We start from the raw sequence: 19191 nt of genomic DNA on the forward strand, positions 1-19191 counted from the left end.
CGGCGGGCGGCGCCCGCCCCGTGCGTCGTGCGTCACGGGTCGGCCGTACCCAGGACGGGGGCCTTCCATGACATGGCTGTCCGAGGGGCGTGACTGTTCGACATGGCTGTTCGACATGGCTGTGCCCGGCACTGTCACAGTGCCGGGCACAGTGGGGTCCTGCGGTGGGCGCGCCCTGCGACGCGTCCGTGAGCCGTCAGCCGCGGCCGGCGGCCATCTGGCTCCTGCGGGAGACGGAGTCGATGACGACCGCGCCGAGCAGAACACCGCCGGTGATCATGTACTGGATCGAGGTGTTCATGTTCAGGAGGTCGAGGCCGGTCCGGATGGACTGGATGACCAGCATGCCCAGCAGGGCGGACCAGACGGTGCCACGGCCGCCGAAGAGGCTGGTGCCACCGATGACGGCCGCCGCGATGGCGAGCATCAGGGTGTCACCGGCGCCGGCGCTCAGCGACGCGCCCGCGGTCTGACCCGCGAAGAACATGCCACCGACCGCCGCGAAGCCACCGGAGATGGCGAACACGGTGATCCGGACCATCGGAACGTTGATGCCGGCACGACGGGCGGCCTCGATGCCGCCGCCGACCGCGAACACCTTGCGGCCGTACGTGGTGCGCCGGAGCACGAAGTCCACGATCACCAGGGCCGTCAGGAAGATCACCAGCGCGTTGGAGACACCGGAGGCGTTGTTCAGCACGTAGGCGGACACGAAGGCCGCGAGCGCGAGCAGGCCCACGCGCAGCAGGATCTCGCCGTTCGTGCGGAACGGCACGCCCGCCGCCCGGCGGCGACGCTGCTCACCGAAGTTGCCGATGAAGGACAGGACGACGGCGATACCGGCCAGGAGGTACGCACCGATGATGGCCTGGTCCATGAAGAACGAGTTCTGGCCGAACAGCTTGATGGGCCCGGAGTCCGACGGCAGGTTGATCGTGCCGCTGGAGCCGAGCAGCCACAGCATCAGACCGTTCCAGGCGAGGAGGCCGGCCAGGGTCACCACGAAGGCCGGTACGCCGATCTTCGCGAAGAACCATCCGTGCAGGGCACCGATGGCGGTGCCGGTGACGATGGTCAGCACCAGCGCCAGCCACGGGTTCATGGAGTGGTCCACCACGAACACGGCGAACACCGCGGACGCCAGACCGCTGACGGAGCCGACGGACAGGTCGATCTCGCCGAGCAGCAGGACGAACACCAGGCCGATGGCGAGCATGCCGGTGGCCGAGAGGAAGTAGCTGATGTTCGAGAGGTTGTCGGCGCTCAGGAAGAGGTCGTTCTTGAGCTGGAAGATCGTCCAGATGACGATCAGGCCGATGACCACCGGCAGCGAGCCCAGCTCGCCGCCCTTGACCTTGCGCTTGAACTCGGTGATGTAGCCCTTGAAGCCCTCTTCGCGGACCAGCAGGCGGGGGTCGACGACGCTGACCGGGGCGGCCGTGGGGTCGTCGGCGGGGGCGACGGTGTTCTGCGCCTCCACCACTCCCTCGGTCTTCTCGGCCTTGGTGGTGTCGCTCTTCACGGTCTTGGACGTGTCGCTCACTTTGCCGCCTCCGCGGTGCGACGCCCCGCACGGCGGGTCACGGCGTTCTCCGTGGCACCCGTGATCGCGGCGATGATCTCTTCGTGGCTGGTGTCCTTCACGGGGAAGGAGCCGTTGTTCTTGCCGAGGCGCAGGACGGCGACGGTGTCCGCGACCGCCTTGACGTCGGCCATGTTGTGGCTGATGAGGATGACGCCGAGGTTGCGCTCGCGCAGTCGCTCGACGAGGTCGAGGACCTGCGCGGTCTGCTCGACGCCGAGCGCGGCGGTGGGCTCGTCGAGAATGACGACCTTGGGGTCGCCGATCAGCGCGCGGGCGATGGCGACGACCTGGCGCTGACCGCCGGAGAGGCTCGCGATCGGGATGCGCACGCTCGGGATGCGGATGGAGAGGGTGGACAGCAGCTCGCGGGCGTTCTTCTCCATCGTCACCTCGTCGATGACGCCTCGGCGCAGCAGCTCGCGGCCGAGGTAGAGGTTGCCGACCACGTCGAGGTTGTCGCAGAGGGCGAGGTCCTGGTAGACCGTCGCGACGCCGAGGCCCTGGGCGTCGTGGGGCCTGTTGATGCTGACCGGCTTGCCCTCCCACTCGATGACGCCGTCATCGATGGGGTGGACACCCGCGATCGTCTTGACCAGGGTGGACTTTCCTGCGCCGTTGTCGCCCACCAGGGCGACCACTTCTCCGGCGTGGACCTCCAGCTCGACGTCGGTGAGTGCCTGCACCGCACCGAATCGCTTGGAGACTCCGCGCAACGCCAGCACGGGCGTAGCGGACACGTGAACCATCTCCTTCGCCGCCTGACCGGCGGGGATGCCGCGCCGTGGGACAGGCGCGGAAGGGTGTGCGCAACGCCGACGGTACGGGGCGTTGACGCACGAGGTTTACAAGATGAACATGCGCGAGTCCGTCGCACTTGGCAACGGTTCCGTCCGACGCCCGCCCCGGCAGCGGGGTGTGAAGGTGGGGCGGGCGTCGGAGGGGTCTCACGTGGCCGCTGGGCGGCCGGTGGCCCGCGTCCCGGTCCGGGAACCCGGGCGGGGTGCGCGCGGGGCGCGGGGCGGCTACTGGAGGCCGGCGGCCTTGCAGGCGGCGGCGAACTCGGCGGTGCAGATCTCCTCGACCGTGTACAGCTTGTCCGCGATCACCGTGTCCTTGATGTTGGCCTTGGTGACCGACACCGGGGTCAGCAGCTGGGAGGGGACCTTGTCGCCGGAGCCGCTGGTCAGGGTCGTGGTGGCGAGGGACTTGATGTCCTTGCCCTCCAGCAGGTTGACCGCGAGCTGGGCGGCGGCGTCGGCCTCCGGCTTGAAGGCCTTGTAGACGGTGGAGGACTGGGTGCCGGCGACGATGCGCTGGATGCCCGCCAGTTCCGCGTCCTGGCCGGTCAGCGGGATGCCGCTGATCTTCGCACCCTTGAGGGTGTTGGCGATGCCACCGGCCATGCCGTCGTTGGCGGCGTAGACGCCCGCGATGTTCTTCGCGCCCAGCTGGGTGATCGCGGCGGACATCTTCTGCGCGGCGACGGTGTCCTTCCACAGGCCGGACTGCTCGTAGGCGATCTTGACCTTGCCGTCGAGGGCGTTGTGCGCACCCTCCTTGAACTGGCCGGCGTTCGGGTCGGCGTCGTCACCGTTGATCATGACGACGTTCGCCGAGGGGGTGGCCTTGGCGCCGAGGGCGTCGAGGAGGGCCTGGCCCTGGAGCTCGCCGACCTTGACGTTGTCGAAGGAGACGTACGCGGAGACGGGGCCCTGCGCGAGGCGGTCGTAGGCGACGACCTTGACGCCCTTGTCCACCGCGGACTGGATGGAGGACTTGATGGCGGCGGAGTCCTGGGCGGAGACGACGATCACCTTGACGCCCTTGGTGACCATGCTGCTCATCTGCTGGGCCTGCTTGGCCGGGTCGGCGGCGGCGTTCGCGTACTGCACGTCGCAGTCGGAGCACAGCTCCTTGACCTTGGCCTCGAAGAGCGGCTTGTCGAACTTCTCGTAGCGCGCGGTGACGCTGTCGGGGAGCAGCAGGCCGATGGACTTGCTGTCGGAGCTGCTGCTGTCCGAGTCGTCGTCGCCCGCCTTGCCACACGCGGCAATCGACAGGGCCATGGACACGGCGGTGGCGCCGATGACGACTCTACGCATCGTTGCGTTCATTGGGTTGTGCCTCCCTGACAGGGCCGCAACGCTGCGGCCGAGGTGGCTCGAAGTCAACTCGGCCGCAAGTTCGACGTCAAGAAGTAAATACTTAACGAGATGGCAACGGCGTCATGCGTTCTCTAAGTGAAGGCAGGCGTGGCGGCGGAGAGGGTGCCGTCCAAAAGGGTCGAATCACCCATCTCGCTGAGCGCGAGGGCGAGTGCTCCGAGCACCTCGGCCCGGCCGCCAAGTGCCCCTGGGAGAATGGTGAGTTGACGCGCCGCACTCGGGATCGCATAGCGGCCGACGGACTCCCTGATAGGCCCGAGCACCAGCTCACCGGCCTCGGCGAGATCACCGCCCAGGACCACCCGGCTCGGGTTCAGCAGATTGCAGAGATTGGCAACTCCACTGCCGATGTGTCGGCCGACGTCGGCGATCACGCGACGGCAGCCCGGGTCTCCGTCCCTGGCCAGCCGCACGACTCCCTCCATCGTCAGGTCCGTGCCGTGGCTGGACTGGAGGAGCGGGAGCACATAGCGCGCGGCCGCGAAGGTCTCCAGGCAGCCCCGGTTTCCGCAGCGGCAGACGGGGCCGGACTCATCGAGTGTAATATGTCCGATTTCTCCGGCGGTGCCGCCGGGACCCCGGTAGATCTTCCCCTCGATCACCAGACCGGCGCCGACACCGCTCGCGACCTTGATGTAAGCAAGATCACGAACGCCTCTGCCGCTGCCCCAGACCATCTCGCCGAGGGCACCGAGATTGGCGTCGTTGTCCACATGGACCGTCACGCCGAGCCGCTCCCGCAGCTCCTCGGCGGGCTTGGTGCCGATCCAGCCGGGCAGGATCGCCGACGAGCCGAGCGTGCCGGACACGACGTCGATCGGGCCGGGGACGCCGAGGCCCACTCCGGCGATCTTCGAACGGTCCACCCCGGTGGCCTCGATCAGGCGGCTGACCAGCTGTTCCGCCCGGTCGAAGCCCTGTGTCGAGGAGGCGTCCACATCCAGCGGCTCGGACTCCTCGGCCAGCACCTGATGGGCGAGATTGCCTACGGCGACCCGTAGGTGCGTATGGCCGAAATCCACCCCGATGACGATGCCGGCGTCCCCGCTCAGGCTGACGCTGCGGGCCCTGCGGCCGCCCGCCGACGTGGGGGTGACCTCGACGGTCCCGGCGTCCTTCAGCTCGCGCACGATGTTGGATACGGTCGCCGCGGACAAGCCGGTCGACCGGGCGATCTCCGCCTGCGTCAGGGACCCGGCCAGACGCACGGCACGTACGACCCGCTCCAGGTTGGCTCGGTGCAGCGACGACTGCGACCCTGGAGTCTCCACGACGACCTCCTGCGCGCGGGACCGCTTCGATGAGGCCCCGTCTATGTCCAACTAGTGAACTCTAAGCTGAGCTGTTCGGGTTGCCTCCCGTCAAGAGGTTGAACACTAATCGCGTTCGAGCACACACCGAGCGGTGCCGTTCCCGGAGTCGGGAACGGCACGCGTACGGGTGGCTGCGGAGCGCTACGCAGGCGTCCAAGGGATCAAGGAATCAAGGCGGGAGCTACTTCAGCGCCCCCGCGGTCAGTCCCTGCACCACCTGCCGCTGGAAGACGATGTACGCCGCGAGCACCGGCAGCATCGCCATCACCAGGCCCGCGAAAAGTCCCGACCAGTCACCCTTGTAGCCCTGGCTGACGGCCAGCTGGACCAGCCCCTGGGTGAGGACGCGCTTGTCGGGGTCGGTGTTGAGAACGGTGGGGAGCATGTACTGGTTCCACTGGCCCAGGAAGTTGAAGATCCCCACGCTGATCAGGCCGGGTTTGGCCATCGGCACCATGATCTGGAAGAACGTACGGCTGTGCGAGGCGCCGTCGACGAACGCCGCCTCCGCCACCGACGAGGGCAGCGTGCGGAAGAACGCCGTCAGGAAGAAGACGGTGAACGGCAGCGAGTACGCGATGTAGACCAGGATCAGGCCGTGAATCGTGTTCAGCAGGCCCATGTTGTTCACCACGTAGAACAGCGGGACCAGCGCGAGCATGATCGGGAAGCTCATGCCGCCGACGAACAGGTAGTAGATGAAGCGGTTTCCGGGAAAGTCGAACCGGGCCAGCACGTACGCCGCCATCGAGCCGAGCACCAGGGTGCCGATGAGCGAACCCCCCACCACCAGCACGGTGTTGAGGAAGTAGTCGCTCATGTTGGCCTCGGTCCAGGCCCGCGACCAGTTGTCGAAGTGCAGCTTGTCCGGCAGCGACCAGGGGGAGCCGAAGATGGCGCCGTCGTCCTTGAAGGAGGTCATCACCGCCCACAGCAGCGGCAGGACGACCATCACGGCCCACAGGACGAGGATGCCGTGCGAGAAGGCGTTGAGGACCTGCCCCTCCTTCTTCGGCCGGGGCGGTCCGCCGCTTCGCGGAACGTCCGTCTTGGTGACGGGAACGGGCGCCGGGGGCTCTGTGGTCTTCTCGATGCTCATGATCAGTACTCCAGCCGCTCGCGCCGGCCCAGCCGCATCACCAGCGCGGCGAAGGCCAGCGTCACGACGAGCAGGGCGACTCCGATGGTGGTGGCGTAGGCGGCCTGACCGTCGCGGAACGCCTTCTGGTAGACGTAGAGGACCATGACGGTGGTCGAGTAGTCGGGGCCGCCGGGCCCGGTCGTCATGATCTGGACCACGGCGAACGACTCGGCGCCGAGCGCGAGGATGCCCATGTAGACCCAGCCGGACTGCACGGTGTCCCACAGCAGCGGCAGGGTGATGCGGAAGAACGTGGTGGCGCGGCCGGCGCCGTCGAGCAGTGCCGCCTCGTAGAGGTCCGCCGGGATCGACGCCATGCCCGCGGAGAACAGCACCACGAAGAAGCCGACCGTGGACCAGACGAGCACCGCCATGACGCACCACAGCGCCAGATCCGGATCGCCCAGCCACAGCGGCTGCACGCCGTCCAGGCCGATCCCCCGCAGGAACGAGTTGATGGCGCCGCTGTCGGGGTTGTAGGCGAAGGCGAACAACAACGCCACGATGGCGATCGAGAGCACCTGCGGAAAGAAATACACGATCTTGTAGAAGGACGAGCCCCTGACGCCGGAGATGACCGGGCCGCCCCTTCTCTTCCGTCCGCCGACATTGATCATGAAGGCGAAGAACAGTGCCAGACCGATCGTCACCAGGGGCAGCACGACCGCGAACATCAAGCTGTGCTGCAAGGACTTCCAGAAGATCTCGTCGTCCAGCATCCTCCGGTAATTGTCCAGGCCGACCATCTTGAATTCGGGGCTCAGACCGGTCCAGTCCGTGAACGAGTAGTAGATGGACTGGATGAACGGCCACACCACGAAGAGCGCGTACAGTCCCAGGGGCAGCGCCAGGAACCCCACGATGAACCGGTACTTGCCGTGCTGCATCGCCACTCCGGTGTCGTGATAATGCCGGTTACTGGTGCTTGTAGTGCTTGATCGAGCTGTCCTTGGCGGCCTCGTCGGCGTAATCCTGGATCTTTTTGATCGCCTCCGCCGGGGTGAGCCGGCCGGCCATCATCTCGCCGAGTCCGGACACGCCGATCTTCTCCTTCTGCAACTGCACGTACCAGTCCTGGAGCCGGGGATTCACCACGTTCTGGCCGGCCTTGTCCAGTGCGGCGACACCCGACTTGAGGCCGGGGGTGAGCGTGATGCCGTCGGTGCCACCGTTGTACGCCGTCAGCGACTTGACCTTCGAGGTGAAGTTCTTCGACGACGCCTCGCTGAGCATGATGCGCAGTTGTTCCATGCCGCCGGCCGGGTTCTTCGCCTTGGCCGGGACGACGAACGGCTCACCGCCGGAGGCCCAGATCGTGCCGAACGGCAGTTTGTCGGAACCGTCGAGTCCGGTCGGCGCGGAGACGGCGAGGCCGAAGTCGGCGGGGATGACGTTCGCCGACTCGTTCTCCACCCAGGAGCCGTTGGGGATGAACAGGGCCTTGCCCTTGGCCCACGCGGTCTGCGACTGGATGTGGTCCAGGCCGGGGGTGCCGCGCAGGATGTAGCCCTTCGCGTACAGCTCGTAGTAGGCGTCGAAACACGCCTTGACCGCCGGGTGCTTCCAGGCGTTCGGCTCCAGGTTGTCGATGGCGTCAAGGACTTCGCGGCCGCCGACCTTGCCGATCATCGGGTACAGCGAGAACGGGATGTAGTACGGGTACTTGCCCGCGTACGTCCAGCCCGCCATGCCCTTCTTCTTGGCCTTCGCGCAGACCGCGAGCATCTCGTCCCAGGTCTCGGGATACGTGGCGTCGAGGGAGTCCAGGGCCTTCTGCGAGTACCAGACGCCGTACACGGTGTACGCGTAGTACATGATCCAGACCGGGTCGCCGTCGAACTGGCCCATCTCCACGATGCCGGGGCGCAGGGTGTCGCGGACCTTCTTGGCCGGGTCGTCGTAGGACGGGGCGTCCAGCAGCGGGGTGAGGTCGGCCAGCTGGCTCTTGCCGACCAGGACGCCCATGTCCATCTGCTCGGCGCCGGAGTTGTCGATGAGGTCGGGCGGGGTGCCCTGGTTGAAGCGGGGCTGCAGGGTGGACTGGATCTTCTGGGTGGCCGCGAACTTCACCTTGGCGCTGGGGAAGTTCTGCTCGTAGATCTTCACGGCGTCCTCGGCGTACTCCTTGCCGAAACCGCCGTCGAACAGGACGAATTCCATCTGGGCGGTGTCATTCACGCCGAGCGGGTTCTTCTCGGTCTTCTTGCCGGTTTTGGCCTTGCCCTCGTCGCCGCCGCCCCCGCTGCTGGCGCAGGCGGAGAGGAAACCGACCGTGGGGACGGAGATCAGTCCGAGCGCGGCCGATCTCCTGATCAGATCGCGGCGGCCGACACCGTTCGCACCACGGTTCTCGGCCGAATCGGGCGCAGAAGTGGATCCCATGCTCAAGTCCTCGCCTTCTCCAGGACTCAGGCGGTGAACCGGATCCTTCCCGGCACCGCGGTCAGGTCAAGCAGGGTCGTGCGGATCGGGTGAATCGCCGACAGGTATAGTCCACTTCCCGCCACCGGACAAGATCGAATGCAAGGTTGGCCATGGGTCTTTTCCGAGTTGAGACCTGGCGGAAATATGAGCACACCGCGACCTGCTCGCCGGAAAATCGCCGGACACGAGCTGCCGGAGGGCGCAGGGCCAACCGTGAGGGGTGGCCGAGGAGGACCTGGACTACGCGGCGACGAACGTGTCGGTGGACCTGGCGTCCACGGACGGAACCTCTCCGAGCACGCTCGGGGCGACCGACCCGTACGGCTTCGCGCTGTCGCCGCGCGGCCAGGGTGCAGCCAAGTCGGGCGCGTATCGGCACCACCGGTTGGTCTTCGACGGGCAATCCGTCCTGGCGGAGCTTGAGTTGTTGTCATGATCCCGTAACTGACAGCGCTTGGTGGGTACACGGAGCGAGATCCCTGACCCACAATGATCAGGCCGCCCGCGGAAACATGGGCGGCCTGTCATCACGAGGGGGAGCAGAAAGAATGGGCGTCATCAGAAGATTCGCGGGTCTGCTCGCAGGTGCGGCGCTCGGGGCGGGGGCCCTGGTCGCCACGGCGGCTCCGGCACAGGCGTACAGCCCGAACCCGACGTTCAGCTCGTACTACTACGACACCGACAACTGCCCGTGCAGTGGCGGCAATCTCGCCGACCCGTTCGACGGCACGTACTTCCAGAACGACGCCGGCGGGTACGCCGTGAAGATGGAGCTGGTGCAGTCCGGCGCCTTCGTCGGGAAGGTGGAGTTCCACCCGAACGACGAGAAGCTGTGGGTGTACGACACCAGCAACGACGGCGACACCTTCTACGTCAAGGTCGGATACTCGTCCGGCGGCACGTACCACAACCTGGGGACCTTCGCCGCCCCCGGCACCTCCGCTGTGGTGGACTACTCCATCCATGACTTCGACCTGCCCGAGGGTGCGACGGTGGACATCTCCGTCTACGACGACGCGGGTCTGACCGACCTGATCGGAGCCGCGCGCGGTACCGGATCCGCCATCGCCTGACCCGGAGGGGTTCATGCCGCTTCCCGTGCCCGTTCTGCCCGACGGGGTCGACCCGGCCTGGCTGCCGATGGAGGCGTTCCGGCCGCTGGGTGAGCGGCGGACGCTGATCCGGGGATCGGGGCCGCTCGTGGAGACGGTGCACGGTGAAGTGGCCTGGGCTTGTGGGGTGTTCGGGGGCGAGGTCGTCCGGGATGGCTCCGACGACGCCGGGTACGACCTCGTGCTGGACGTGGTGGCGGACGCCGAGTGGGGGGACGAAGGGTTCGCGTACGGGCGTGAGGGCGGTCGGACGACCGTGTCGGCGTCCGGCCAACGCGGCCTGCTGTACGGCCTGTTCCAAGTGGTGCGGCTCGGCGGAACCGCCTTTCGGGGGGATCGTCCGCGCGAGGAGCACCGTCCGGCGGTGGCGCTGCGGATGCTGGACCACTGGGACAACGTGGACGTGCATCCGGTCATGGGCCAGGTGGAGCGCGGGTACGCGGGCGGCTCACTGTTCTGGCGTGACGGGCGGGCGCGCGGCGAACTGGAGCGCGTCCGGGCGTACGGCCGGCTGCTCGCGGCGTGCGGGATCAACGCCGTCTGCGTCAACAACGTCAACGTGCACGCGAGCGAGGCGCGGCTGCTGACCGACCGTCTCGGTGAAGTGGCCGATCTGGCATCGGCGTTGAGGCCGTACTGCGTCCGTACGCATCTGTCGGTCACCTTCGCGGCGCCGGTCGTCCTCGGCGGGCTGCCGACCGCCGATCCGCTGGACGAGGCGGTGCGGCAGTGGTGGACGGGGGCGGCGGCACGGGTCTACGCGGCGATCCCCGACTTCGGCGGGTTCGTGGTGAAGGCGGACTCGGAGGGCCAGCCGGGTCCGTTCACCTACGGCCGCTCGCACGCGGACGGCGCGAACATGCTGGCCTCGGTGCTCGCTCCGCACGGCGGGACGGTGCACTGGCGGGCGTTCGTCTATGACCACCGGCAGGACTGGCGGGACCGTTCGACGGACCGGGCGCGTGCCGCGTACGACCACTTCGCGCCGCTGGACGGGGAGTTCGCGGACAACGCGGTGCTCCAGGTGAAGCACGGGCCGATGGACTTCCAGGTCCGGGAACCGGTTTCTCCTGTCTTCGGGGCGATGCCGCGTACCCGGCTGGCGGTGGAGGTGCAGGCCACGCAGGAGTACACGGGGCAGCAGCGGCACGTGTGCTGGCTCGGGCCGATGTGGAGCGAGGTGCTGCGGATCCGGCCGGCGGGCGAACGGGGCCCCTCGGTGGGCGAGTTGACGGGTGGTGGGCTGGTGGCGGTGTCGAACGTGGGTGACGACCCGTACTGGACCGGGCATCCGCTGGCGCAGGCCAACCTCTACACCTTCGGGCGGCTCGCCTGGCAGCCCTCCGCGGACCCGCTCCGGGTGCTGGACGAGTGGATCGCGCTCACCTTCCCGTCGGCCCCCGAGCGGCTGACCGAGGGCCTGCGCTCGCTGCTGCGGGGCTCGTGGCGGACGTACGAGAAGTACACGGCGCCACTCGGGGTGGGGTTCATGGTGCAGCCGGGTCACCACTACGGGCCGAGCGTGGACGGCTACGAGTACAGCCCGTGGGGGACGTACCACTTCGCTGACCGGGACGGGATCGGTGTCGACCGGAGCGCGGCGACGGGAACCGGTTACGCGGCGCAGTACGCGGCCCCGTGGGCCGGGGTGTACGAGTCACCGGCCACCTGCCCGGACGAGCTGTTGCTGTTCTTCCACCATGTGCCCTACGCGCATGTCCTGCACTCCGGGAAAACGGTGATCCAGCACATCTACGACACACACTTCGAGGGTGTGGAGGAGGTCAAGGAGGCCCGCCGGGTGTGGGCCTCGCTCGCGGATCTCGTCGGGGCGGAGCGTCATGCGCGGGTGGCGGAGCGGTACGAGGAGCAGGTGCGTGGTGCCCGCGAGTGGCGCGATCAGATCAACAGTTACTTCCTGCGCAAGTCGGGGGTGCCGGACGCGCGGGGGCGGACGATCTGGTGAAGGCGCAGGACCGCCACGTCCAGCGGGCCGAGGGTCAGGGAACCGCCTTCGTCGACCCGTTCGCCGGTCAGGAGGTCGGTGGCGGCGGCATGGGCGGCCCCGGCCCGGTCCAGCACACGGTCCAGGACAGTGAAGTCGTGGACGTCCTCGGCGGGTTGGGTGACCGACCAGGTGAAGACGCCGACGGTGAGGGTGTCGATCCCGGCGCGGGTGAACAGGCGGTGGTCGTCGTCCCAGACCTCCTGCGGCCACTGCTCGGGGTTGTAGTCACCGCCGTAGGGGATCTTGGGGCCCGTCGGGCTCATGGGGTGAAGTCCTCCTCGGCCTCGGCGATCACCGGGCGGCCGGCGTACAGCAGGGAGAGCAGCGACGGGGCGGCCAGCAGGGCGGGCAGTGCCTCGGTCAGCAGGGCGGTCATGGCACCGGTCAGCACGAGCAGGGAGGCGGCGGCGAGAGTCGTACGGCCGCGCCGGAGCAGGAAGTACGCGGCGAGGCGGGCGGTGTCGCGGGAGCGGAAGGTGAAGAGGGAGGTGAGGAGCAGCGCGTGGGCGCCCCAGAGGAGGGAGGCCACGCCGATCACCGCGAGCAGCGCCGCCCACCAGCGGGGCAGCCCGGTGGCGGTGAAGTGGGTGAGCGTGAAGGCGATCACGGTCAGCCACGCCAGCAGAGGTGCCCAAAGCCGCAGTGCGGGGAGTGAGTTGAGGCGCAGGCCGCGCCGGTAGACGCGGGCCGGGTGCAGGTCCGTGAGGTCGCGGCTGCGGTGGTGCAGGGCGTACACGGCGGCGGACGCGGCCGGGCCCAGCGGCAGCAGGCAGAGTGCGGCGAGGGGCAGGTTGGCGGGGCACGGGCCGAGGATGAGGAGCCCGAGGAGGCCGGGGGCGGTGGTGACGAGGAGGAGCGCCTCGACGGTGAGGAGGGTGTGCAGGAGGGCGGCGGCGCGGGAGAGGTGACCGGTTCCGAAATCGTGGGGGCGGCTGGTGGTGGTGCGGGCGGTGGTGGCGACGGTGCCGGTACCGGTGGGGGTCATGAGGCTCGCCTGGAGCTGCCTGCCGAGGTCCGTGCGCACCGTGGTCACTCGGCCTCCCCGCCGAGGAGCCGGCGTTCGTCCCACCAGGGTGGGGTCTCGTCGGTGAGCGGGGTGAGTTCCAGGAGGGTGATCTCGTGGCGGGCCAGGGTGAGGCGCAGGTCGGCGCGGCCGTCCTCCAGGGGCAGGCGGCCGTGCCGGCGGGCGGGCTCGGCGGCCTCGTGCAGGATGTCCAGTTGCCGCGGTCTCGGCGAGCGTGGGCTGCCCATGTGCCGCCAGGCCGTGTAGGCGTTGCCGTGCTCCTCGTCGACCGTCGACCGTCGTAGGAAAGCCTCCCCCCTGGCGCCGAGGGGGACGGACAGGTGCAGCTCGTGCCGGTCCGGGCCGGGGGTCTCGCCGGTCTCGTCGACGGGCGCCCAGGCCAGGACGGTGACCCGGCCGTCGGGGTGGCGGGTGACGAGGTGGTCGTCGCCGCGCGCCAGCAGCTCGGACCCCGTCCGGGCCATGAAGGCGTACAGGTGGTACGTCGGTTTCCGCACCTGGCGATGGGTGAGCAGCCCGAAGCCGCCGTGGAAGAGGGCGGTGGGGACGCCGGTCTCCTCGAACATGTCGCTGAACGTCCAGTAGGAGAAGGAGTCGACGAGGTCGCCCCCGGCGGCCAGCACCGGTGCCAGGTAGGCGGCGTGGAAAGCCGTGTCGTGGATGGGGTTGTCGGGGCGGTAGGACGAGTTGAACTCGGTGATGTGCACGGGGAGTTCGGCATGCCGCGTGCCCGCGAGCCGTTGTCGCGGGGCGGCGAACTGTTCCAGCAGTGCGGTCGCCGGGTCCAGGGTCTGGTGGACCCCGAAGGGCAGGTGACGGGCCGGCCCCGAGGTGTAGGCGTGCCGGGAGACGAAGTCGACGGGAACCTCGCGGGCCTCGGCGAACTCGGCGAACCGGACCAGCCAGTCGTCGGCGCCCGGGGAGATCGCGGGGCCGCCCACCTGGAGATCGGCGTCCACCTCCTTCACGGCCCGCGCGGTCACCTCGTACAGCTCGTGGTACGCCTTCTCGTCGGCGCCCTGCCAGAAGTCGGCCAGGTTGGGCTCGTTCCACACCTCGATCGGCCAGGTGCGCACCTCGTCGATGCCGTAGCGGTCGACGAGGTGGGACAGCGTGGCGCGGACCAGGCCGGCCCACTCGCGGTGGGAGCGGGGCGGGGTGACGTTGCCCCGCCACCAGAACACCGTCTGCTCCCCGGAGGCCAGGTCGGCGGGCATGAAGCCGAGTTCGAGGAAGGGGCGGATCCCGGCGGCGAGGTAGGCGTCGACGACCTGGTCGACGTAGGTGAAGGAGTGGTGGACGTGGCGGGCGCCCCCGTGGTCGTACGGGCGGTGGACGCCCATGCCGTCGCTGAGCAGGCCGTGGCCGCGGATGTGCCGGAATCCGATGTCGCGCTGGAGCTGGGCGAGGGAGTCCTGGTAGTCGCGGCGCAGGGCGAGTTCGATCCGGCCGGTGCCGACGCAGTGGCGCCAGGTGTCGGAGAAGCGGGCGCTCGCCGTCTCGGGGACGCGGATCACGCGTGCTCCTTCTTGAAACGCTCGTACGCCTTGTTGTGGAGGTCCAGGTAGCGGTCCATGTTCTTGGCCTTCAACTCGGAGACGTAGTCGTCCCATTCGTCGAGGGAACGCTTGCCGAGAACGAACTGGAGCGTGTTCTGGAAGACGTGGTCCTTGAGCGGGGTGTCCCAGAGGGTGGCCTGTTCCTGCTCCACCGACTGGAGGGGGTGGGCGGGGTCGACGGGCAGCTGCTCGCGTCGGGCCATGGCGTCCTGGAACCTCTGCTCGTCCGGGCCGAAGGAGGAGGAGACGAGGGCCCAGCTGCCGCCGTAGGAGAAGACGCCGTTGAAGAAGCCGAAGTCGCGCTGGAGGTCCTTCGGGGCGTCCGGGTCGGAGCCCATGAGGGTGATGCCGTCCTTGGTCCGGTAGCGACCGCCGGACTCGGTGTAGGTCACGTCCCGCACACCCCACTTGGAGAACCGCTGGCCCTCGTCGGAGTACCAGAGCCAGTCCACGAACTGCACCAGGGCGACGAAGTTGTCGCTCTTGAGGGCCTCGCTGGAGATCATCAGGCCGTTCTCCAGGCGGGCGCCGCCCAGCACCACCGGGCCGGCCGGGCCGAGCGGCACCGGCACCATCTCTATCGCCGAACCCTTCACCTGCCGCTGGAGGTTGTAGCGGTAGTTCTGTACCAGCTCCTGAGGATTGGCGCTGATGGCGAAGGACTTCTCCGCGAGGAGCTTCTTCACCGCGTCGTCGTCGGTCTGGGTGAAGCTCTCCGGGTCCATCAGCTTCTCGTCGACCAGCTTGTGCAGGTAGGTGACGACCTGGCGATAGGCGTCCGTGGCGCCGGTGAAGACGTACCGGCTCCCGGCCTGGTCCCAGCTCGCGTTGAGGTACGACCAGCCGGCCCGGACGCCGTAGGCCTGGCCGAGGTAGCCCAGCAGGGCCCCCGCCGAGTTCGGCGGGGCGCTCCAGCGGTCGGAGAAGGGGTAGCGGTCGGGGTACTCGTCCTTGAGCGCCCGGAAGACCGTGTACACCTCGTCCCAGGTGGTGGGCAGGGCCAGGCCGAGCCGGTCGAGGACGTCCGTGCGCAGCGCCAGGGAGTAGCCCGACTTGACCTTCTCGTGCAGGCCGGGCAGCAGGTAGTACTTGCCGTCCGACTGGCGCAGGGAGTCGACCTCGGGTCGCAGCCCCCACTTCTTGACCTTGTCCTGGAAGTTGGGCATCAGGTGCACGTAGTCGCTGACCGCGAGGACCGAGCCGGAGGAGACGAACGGTGTCTCCTGGCCGGGGTAGGTCTTGGGTATCAGCAGTGGAGCGTCGCCCGCGCCGATGAGGAGGCTGCGCTTCTTGTCGTAGTCGCTCGCGGGGACGGTGGTGGCCTTGAGCGTGATGCCCGTCCTCCTGGTCAGTTCCTTCCAGAAGAGCCAGCTCTGCTTCAGCGGGTAGTTGGGCATGCTGTTGTGGAGGAGGGAGAACGTCAGGGCCTTGCCGGCCTTGAACTGGTCGCCGACGCGGTACTGCTTCATCGCGCCGTCCTGTTTCTTCGACAGGTCCTTGTTGTCGCCCCCGTCGTCGCCGCTGCCGCAGCCCGTCAGGGTGGCGAGGCCGATGAATCCCGCCGCGGACAGGATCTGGCGCCGCGACAGTTGCCCTTGGTTCTTCACGGATACTCCTTTGTTTCCGTAGGCCTTTGGCGAAAGCGGTTCCCGCAGGAGTGGTGCGGTCAGCCCTTGACGGCGCCGAGCATCACGCCCGAGACGAAGTAGCGCTGGACGAACGGGTACACGCAGAGGATCGGCAGCGAGGTGAGCACGATCGTGACCGCCTGGATGTTGGCGGCCACCTGACTGCCCTGCTCGGTGGTGGCGCCCGCGTTGGTGGCGCCGGTCGCGCCGGCGATGAGGTTGCGCAGGTAGACGGTGACGGGCATCAGCTCGGCCCGGTCCATGTAGAGGAAGGCCTGGAACCAGGAGTTCCAGTAGGACACCGAGTAGAAGAGCACCATGGTCGCGATGACCGCCTTGGACAGTGGCAGCACGATCCGCAGCAGGGTGCCGTAGGTGCTGAGACCGTCGATCTCCGCGGCCTCCTCCAGTTCGGTGGGCAGACTCTCGAAGAAGGCCTTCATCACCAGCAGGTTGAAGACGCTGATCGCGTTCGGCAGGGCGATCGCCCAGACCGAGTTCTTCAGCCCGAGGCTGGTGATCAGGACGTAGTTCGGGATGAGCCCGCCGGAGAAGAACATGGTGAACACGGCGATGCCGACGAGGACGTTGCGCCCCTTGAGGTGCTTTTTCGAGAGGACGTACGCGTAACAGGTCGTCAGGACCATCGCCACCACGGTCGACACGACGGTGTAGAACAGCGTGTTTCCGTAACCGCGCCAGAAGACGTCGTCGGTGAAGACGATGCGGTACGTCGTGAGATCGAAGCCCTTGGGCCACAGCGTCACTTCACCGGCGCGGATCTGCCGTTCCCCGCTGAAGGAGCGGGCGATGATGTTGACGAAGGGATAGAGGGTCACGACGACCACGGCCGTGAGGATCACGCCGTTGATCCCCTGGAAGACCCGGTAACCGCGCGTCGGCTGGTCGACCGAGGTGCGTGGGCGCGGGGTCAGGAGGCTCACCACAGGCTCGTCCCCACCGTGCGGCGCGACAACTGGTTGGCGGAGGTGATCAGCACCAGTCCGACGATCGCCTCGAACAGGCCGATCGCGGCGGCGTAGCTGAAGCTGTTGGACTCGACGCCGGTGCGGTAGAGGTACGTGGAGACCACGTCGGCGGTCGGATAGGTCAGCGGGTTGTAGAGCAGCAGGATCTTCTCGAACCCGACGGCGAGAAACGTGCCGATGTTGAGGATCAGCAGCGTGATCATGGTGGGGCGGATGCCGGGCAGTGTGACGTGCCAGATCTGCTGCCAGCGGTTGGCGCCGTCGATGCGCGCGGCCTCGTACAGGTCGTCGTCGATTGTGGTGAGTGCGGCGAGGTAGAGGATCGTGCCCCAGCCCGCGGTCTGCCAGATCTCGGAGCCGACGTAGATCGTGCGGAACCACTCGGGCTCCTGGATGAACCGGGTCGGTTCCTGGCCGAACCAGCCCAGCATGTGGTTGACCGGTCCGTCGGTGGCGAGCATCTGCATGGTGATGCCGGCGACGATCACGACCGACAGGAAGTGCGGAAGGTAGGAAACCGACTGCACGAACCGTTTCAGGGACGTGCGGCGGACCTCGTTGAGCAGCAGGGCGAGCACGATCGGGATCGGGAAACAGAAGACGAGCGTGAGCGCGCCGAGCCACAACGTGTTGCGGAAGACCTGCCAGAAGGTGGGGTCGGACAGGAACATCTCCACGTACCGCAGCCCGACCCAGTGCTCGCCGAGGAGGGACCCGCCCGGCTCGAAGCGGCGGAAGGCGATCACGTTGCCGATCATCGGCAGATAGCGGAAGACCAGGAAGAAGAGCAACGGCAGCACGGCCAGCGAGTACAGCTGCCAGTCACGGCGCAGCGCCCGCCGCCAACCGCGTCGCACGGGGCGTCGCATGGGACCGTGCCTCGTCTTAGGCGGCGGTTCCTGGGCTTCGGGAAGTGGTGCCGATGGGGCGGAGGTGCTCATGCTCGGCCTCCCAGGGGACGTCATTCGAACCAAACGGTCTCGAAACTTTCGTGCCCTTACCGGTAACTCTGCGGCAACGTAAGGGCACACGGAAAGCGCTGTCAATGGGTGGGGCACCGCGGAATGGAGGGGATGACGAGACGTTGCAACAGGCAATGGCCGGGGTAGAACCGGATAGTTGACCGTCCACGTCCTCCGCAATTTTCTGGCGGATGTACGCAACGATCGCTGACGATCTGCGAGGTGGCCGCCCGTGCCCGCGTTCGACCTGCCCCTGCCGGAGCTGGAGCGACACCGGCCCGACATCGACGAGCCCGCCGGCTTCGACGCGTTCTGGGCCGACACCCTGAAGGAGGCCGGACAACGGGAGCCGCTGGTGTCGGTGCGGCCTGTCGATACCGGCCTGCGTCTGACGCAGACCTGGGACGTGACGTTCCGCGGCTTCGCCGGGGACCCCGTGCGGGCCTGGTTCAGCCGCCCGGCAGGTGTCCGCGACCCGCTGCCCGCGGTGGTCGAGTTCGTCGGCTACGGCCGCGGTCGCGGTCTCCCCCACGAGCGGCTGACCTGGGTGAACGCCGGATACGCGCACCTGCTGATGGACAACCGCGGCCAGGGCGACCAGTACGGGAACGGCGGCGCGACCCCCGACCCGCACGCCACCGCGCCAGGCGGTCCCGGCCCCGCCGTGCGCGGCCTGCTCGACGCGCGCGACTACCACTACCGGCGGCTGATCACGGACGCGGTGCGCGCGGTGACGGCCGTCCGTGCGCTGCCCGGCGTCGACGGGGCGCGCGTGGCCGCCGTCGGCAACAGCCAGGGCGGCGGACTCGCCCTGGCCGTCGCGGGCCTGGTCCCCGACCTGGCCGCCGTTCTGGTCACCGCGCCTCTGCTGTGCGGAATCCGCCGCGCGCTCGACCTCACCGACGCGGGCCCCTACGGCGAGATCGCCACGTATCTCTCCGTCCACCGGGGCGCGGAACGGTCCGCGTACCGCACGCTCGCCCACGTCGAGGGCATCTCCTTCGCCCGCCGCGCCCACGCACCCGCACACTTCGGCACGGGCCTGCGCGACACGGTCTGCCCGCCGAGCGGCGCGTACGCGGCGTTCAACCGCTACGGGGAGTTGCGCGGAGGGGAGGTGCGCAAGGCGATGCACGCGTTTCCGTACAACGGTCACGAGGGGGGCGAGGCGGAACAGGTGGGGCGCCAACTGGTGTGGCTGCGCGAGGTGTTCTCGGACTGAGGGACCGAGCGTGGCCCGGCACAGCCATCCACTTGCTCTACCTATCGAGTTTCGATAGA

17 protein-coding genes are annotated in these 19191 nt (G+C 68.2%); 4 read left to right on the forward strand and 13 right to left on the reverse strand.

What is annotated here, in order from left to right; translation table 11 throughout:
* Positions 1–196 precede the first annotated feature (196 nt).
* The 7 genes from BZL64_RS09560 to ngcE form a co-directional block, all read right to left on the reverse strand.
* Entirely contained in the window at positions 197–1543 is a 1347-nt protein-coding gene (locus BZL64_RS09560) for a sugar ABC transporter permease (protein ID WP_086768047.1), read from the reverse strand.
* On the reverse strand, positions 1540–2331 hold the full coding sequence (locus BZL64_RS09565) for an ATP-binding cassette domain-containing protein (RefSeq protein WP_073493304.1): 792 nt from the start codon (positions 2329–2331) through the stop codon (positions 1540–1542). The genes BZL64_RS09560 and BZL64_RS09565 overlap by 4 nt, the downstream gene beginning before the upstream one ends.
* 276 nt (positions 2332–2607) lie before the next feature.
* The gene (locus tag BZL64_RS09570) at positions 2608–3687 is read right to left on the reverse strand and encodes a sugar ABC transporter substrate-binding protein (protein ID WP_086768049.1); all 1080 of its coding nucleotides are present in this window, start codon (positions 3685–3687) and stop codon (positions 2608–2610) included.
* Between the two features lie 134 nt (positions 3688–3821).
* Complete coding sequence (locus BZL64_RS09575; RefSeq protein ID WP_086768050.1) at positions 3822–5021, reverse strand: ROK family transcriptional regulator; 1200 nt, start codon at positions 5019–5021, stop codon at positions 3822–3824.
* Positions 5022–5244: 223 nt separating this feature from the next.
* A complete protein-coding gene (locus BZL64_RS09580; RefSeq protein WP_086768052.1) occupies positions 5245–6162 on the reverse strand; it encodes a carbohydrate ABC transporter permease in 918 nt (305 codons plus the stop codon).
* A gap of 2 nt (positions 6163–6164) precedes the next feature.
* Positions 6165–7091, reverse strand: a complete 927-nt coding sequence (locus tag BZL64_RS09585; protein ID WP_086768053.1) for a carbohydrate ABC transporter permease — start codon at positions 7089–7091, stop codon at positions 6165–6167.
* Between the two features lie 28 nt (positions 7092–7119).
* Positions 7120–8586 (reverse strand): N-acetylglucosamine/diacetylchitobiose ABC transporter substrate-binding protein, encoded by a 1467-nt coding sequence (ngcE, locus tag BZL64_RS09590; protein WP_086768055.1) that lies wholly within the window; start codon positions 8584–8586, stop codon positions 7120–7122.
* A gap of 262 nt (positions 8587–8848) precedes the next feature.
* Between ngcE and BZL64_RS09595 the strand changes: the two genes are divergently transcribed.
* The 3 genes from BZL64_RS09595 (at position 8849) to BZL64_RS09605 (ending at position 11706) form a co-directional block, all read left to right on the forward strand.
* Positions 8849–9064 carry a hypothetical protein gene (locus BZL64_RS09595; protein WP_086768057.1) on the forward strand — a complete coding sequence of 72 codons (216 nt, stop codon included), beginning with the start codon at positions 8849–8851 and terminating at the stop codon, positions 9062–9064.
* A 112-nt stretch (positions 9065–9176) separates the two neighbouring features.
* On the forward strand, positions 9177–9701 hold the full coding sequence (locus BZL64_RS09600; RefSeq protein WP_086768058.1) for a hypothetical protein: 525 nt from the start codon (positions 9177–9179) through the stop codon (positions 9699–9701).
* 13 nt (positions 9702–9714) lie between these two features.
* The gene (locus BZL64_RS09605; protein ID WP_086768060.1) at positions 9715–11706 is read left to right on the forward strand and encodes an alpha-glucuronidase; all 1992 of its coding nucleotides are present in this window, start codon (positions 9715–9717) and stop codon (positions 11704–11706) included.
* Here BZL64_RS09605 and BZL64_RS42145 read toward each other — a convergent pair.
* The 6 genes from BZL64_RS42145 to BZL64_RS09635 are packed head-to-tail and all read right to left on the reverse strand — an operon-like array spanning position 11652 to position 17889.
* On the reverse strand, positions 11652–12011 hold the full coding sequence (locus BZL64_RS42145; protein ID WP_107430248.1) for a beta-galactosidase: 360 nt from the start codon (positions 12009–12011) through the stop codon (positions 11652–11654). The two genes, BZL64_RS09605 and BZL64_RS42145, sit on opposite strands and share 55 nt — an antisense overlap.
* The gene (locus BZL64_RS09615) at positions 12008–12733 is read right to left on the reverse strand and encodes a hypothetical protein (RefSeq protein WP_425276030.1); all 726 of its coding nucleotides are present in this window, start codon (positions 12731–12733) and stop codon (positions 12008–12010) included. The genes BZL64_RS42145 and BZL64_RS09615 overlap by 4 nt, the downstream gene beginning before the upstream one ends.
* 44 nt (positions 12734–12777) lie before the next feature.
* Complete coding sequence (locus tag BZL64_RS09620; protein ID WP_244205275.1) at positions 12778–14289, reverse strand: GH39 family glycosyl hydrolase; 1512 nt, start codon at positions 14287–14289, stop codon at positions 12778–12780.
* Entirely contained in the window at positions 14286–15938 is a 1653-nt protein-coding gene (locus tag BZL64_RS09625; protein ID WP_086768064.1) for an ABC transporter substrate-binding protein, read from the reverse strand. The genes BZL64_RS09620 and BZL64_RS09625 overlap by 4 nt, the downstream gene beginning before the upstream one ends.
* 59 nt (positions 15939–15997) lie before the next feature.
* Positions 15998–16903 (reverse strand): carbohydrate ABC transporter permease, encoded by a 906-nt coding sequence (locus tag BZL64_RS09630; RefSeq protein WP_208639404.1) that lies wholly within the window; start codon positions 16901–16903, stop codon positions 15998–16000.
* Positions 16900–17889, reverse strand: coding sequence for an ABC transporter permease subunit (locus tag BZL64_RS09635; RefSeq protein ID WP_086768066.1), 990 nt, complete (start codon positions 17887–17889; stop codon positions 16900–16902). Before BZL64_RS09635 ends, BZL64_RS09630 begins: the two co-directional genes overlap by 4 nt.
* Positions 17890–18142: 253 nt before the next feature.
* Here BZL64_RS09635 and BZL64_RS09640 point away from each other — a divergent pair, with 253 nt between their 5' ends.
* Positions 18143–19132: an acetylxylan esterase gene (locus tag BZL64_RS09640; protein ID WP_086768068.1), complete on the forward strand. Its 990-nt coding sequence runs from the start codon at positions 18143–18145 to the stop codon at positions 19130–19132.
* The last annotated feature ends 59 nt before the right edge of the window (positions 19133–19191 follow it).

This window comes from Streptomyces bobili (assembly GCF_002154575.1).
Lineage (GTDB): Bacteria > Actinomycetota > Actinomycetes > Streptomycetales > Streptomycetaceae > Streptomyces > Streptomyces bobili.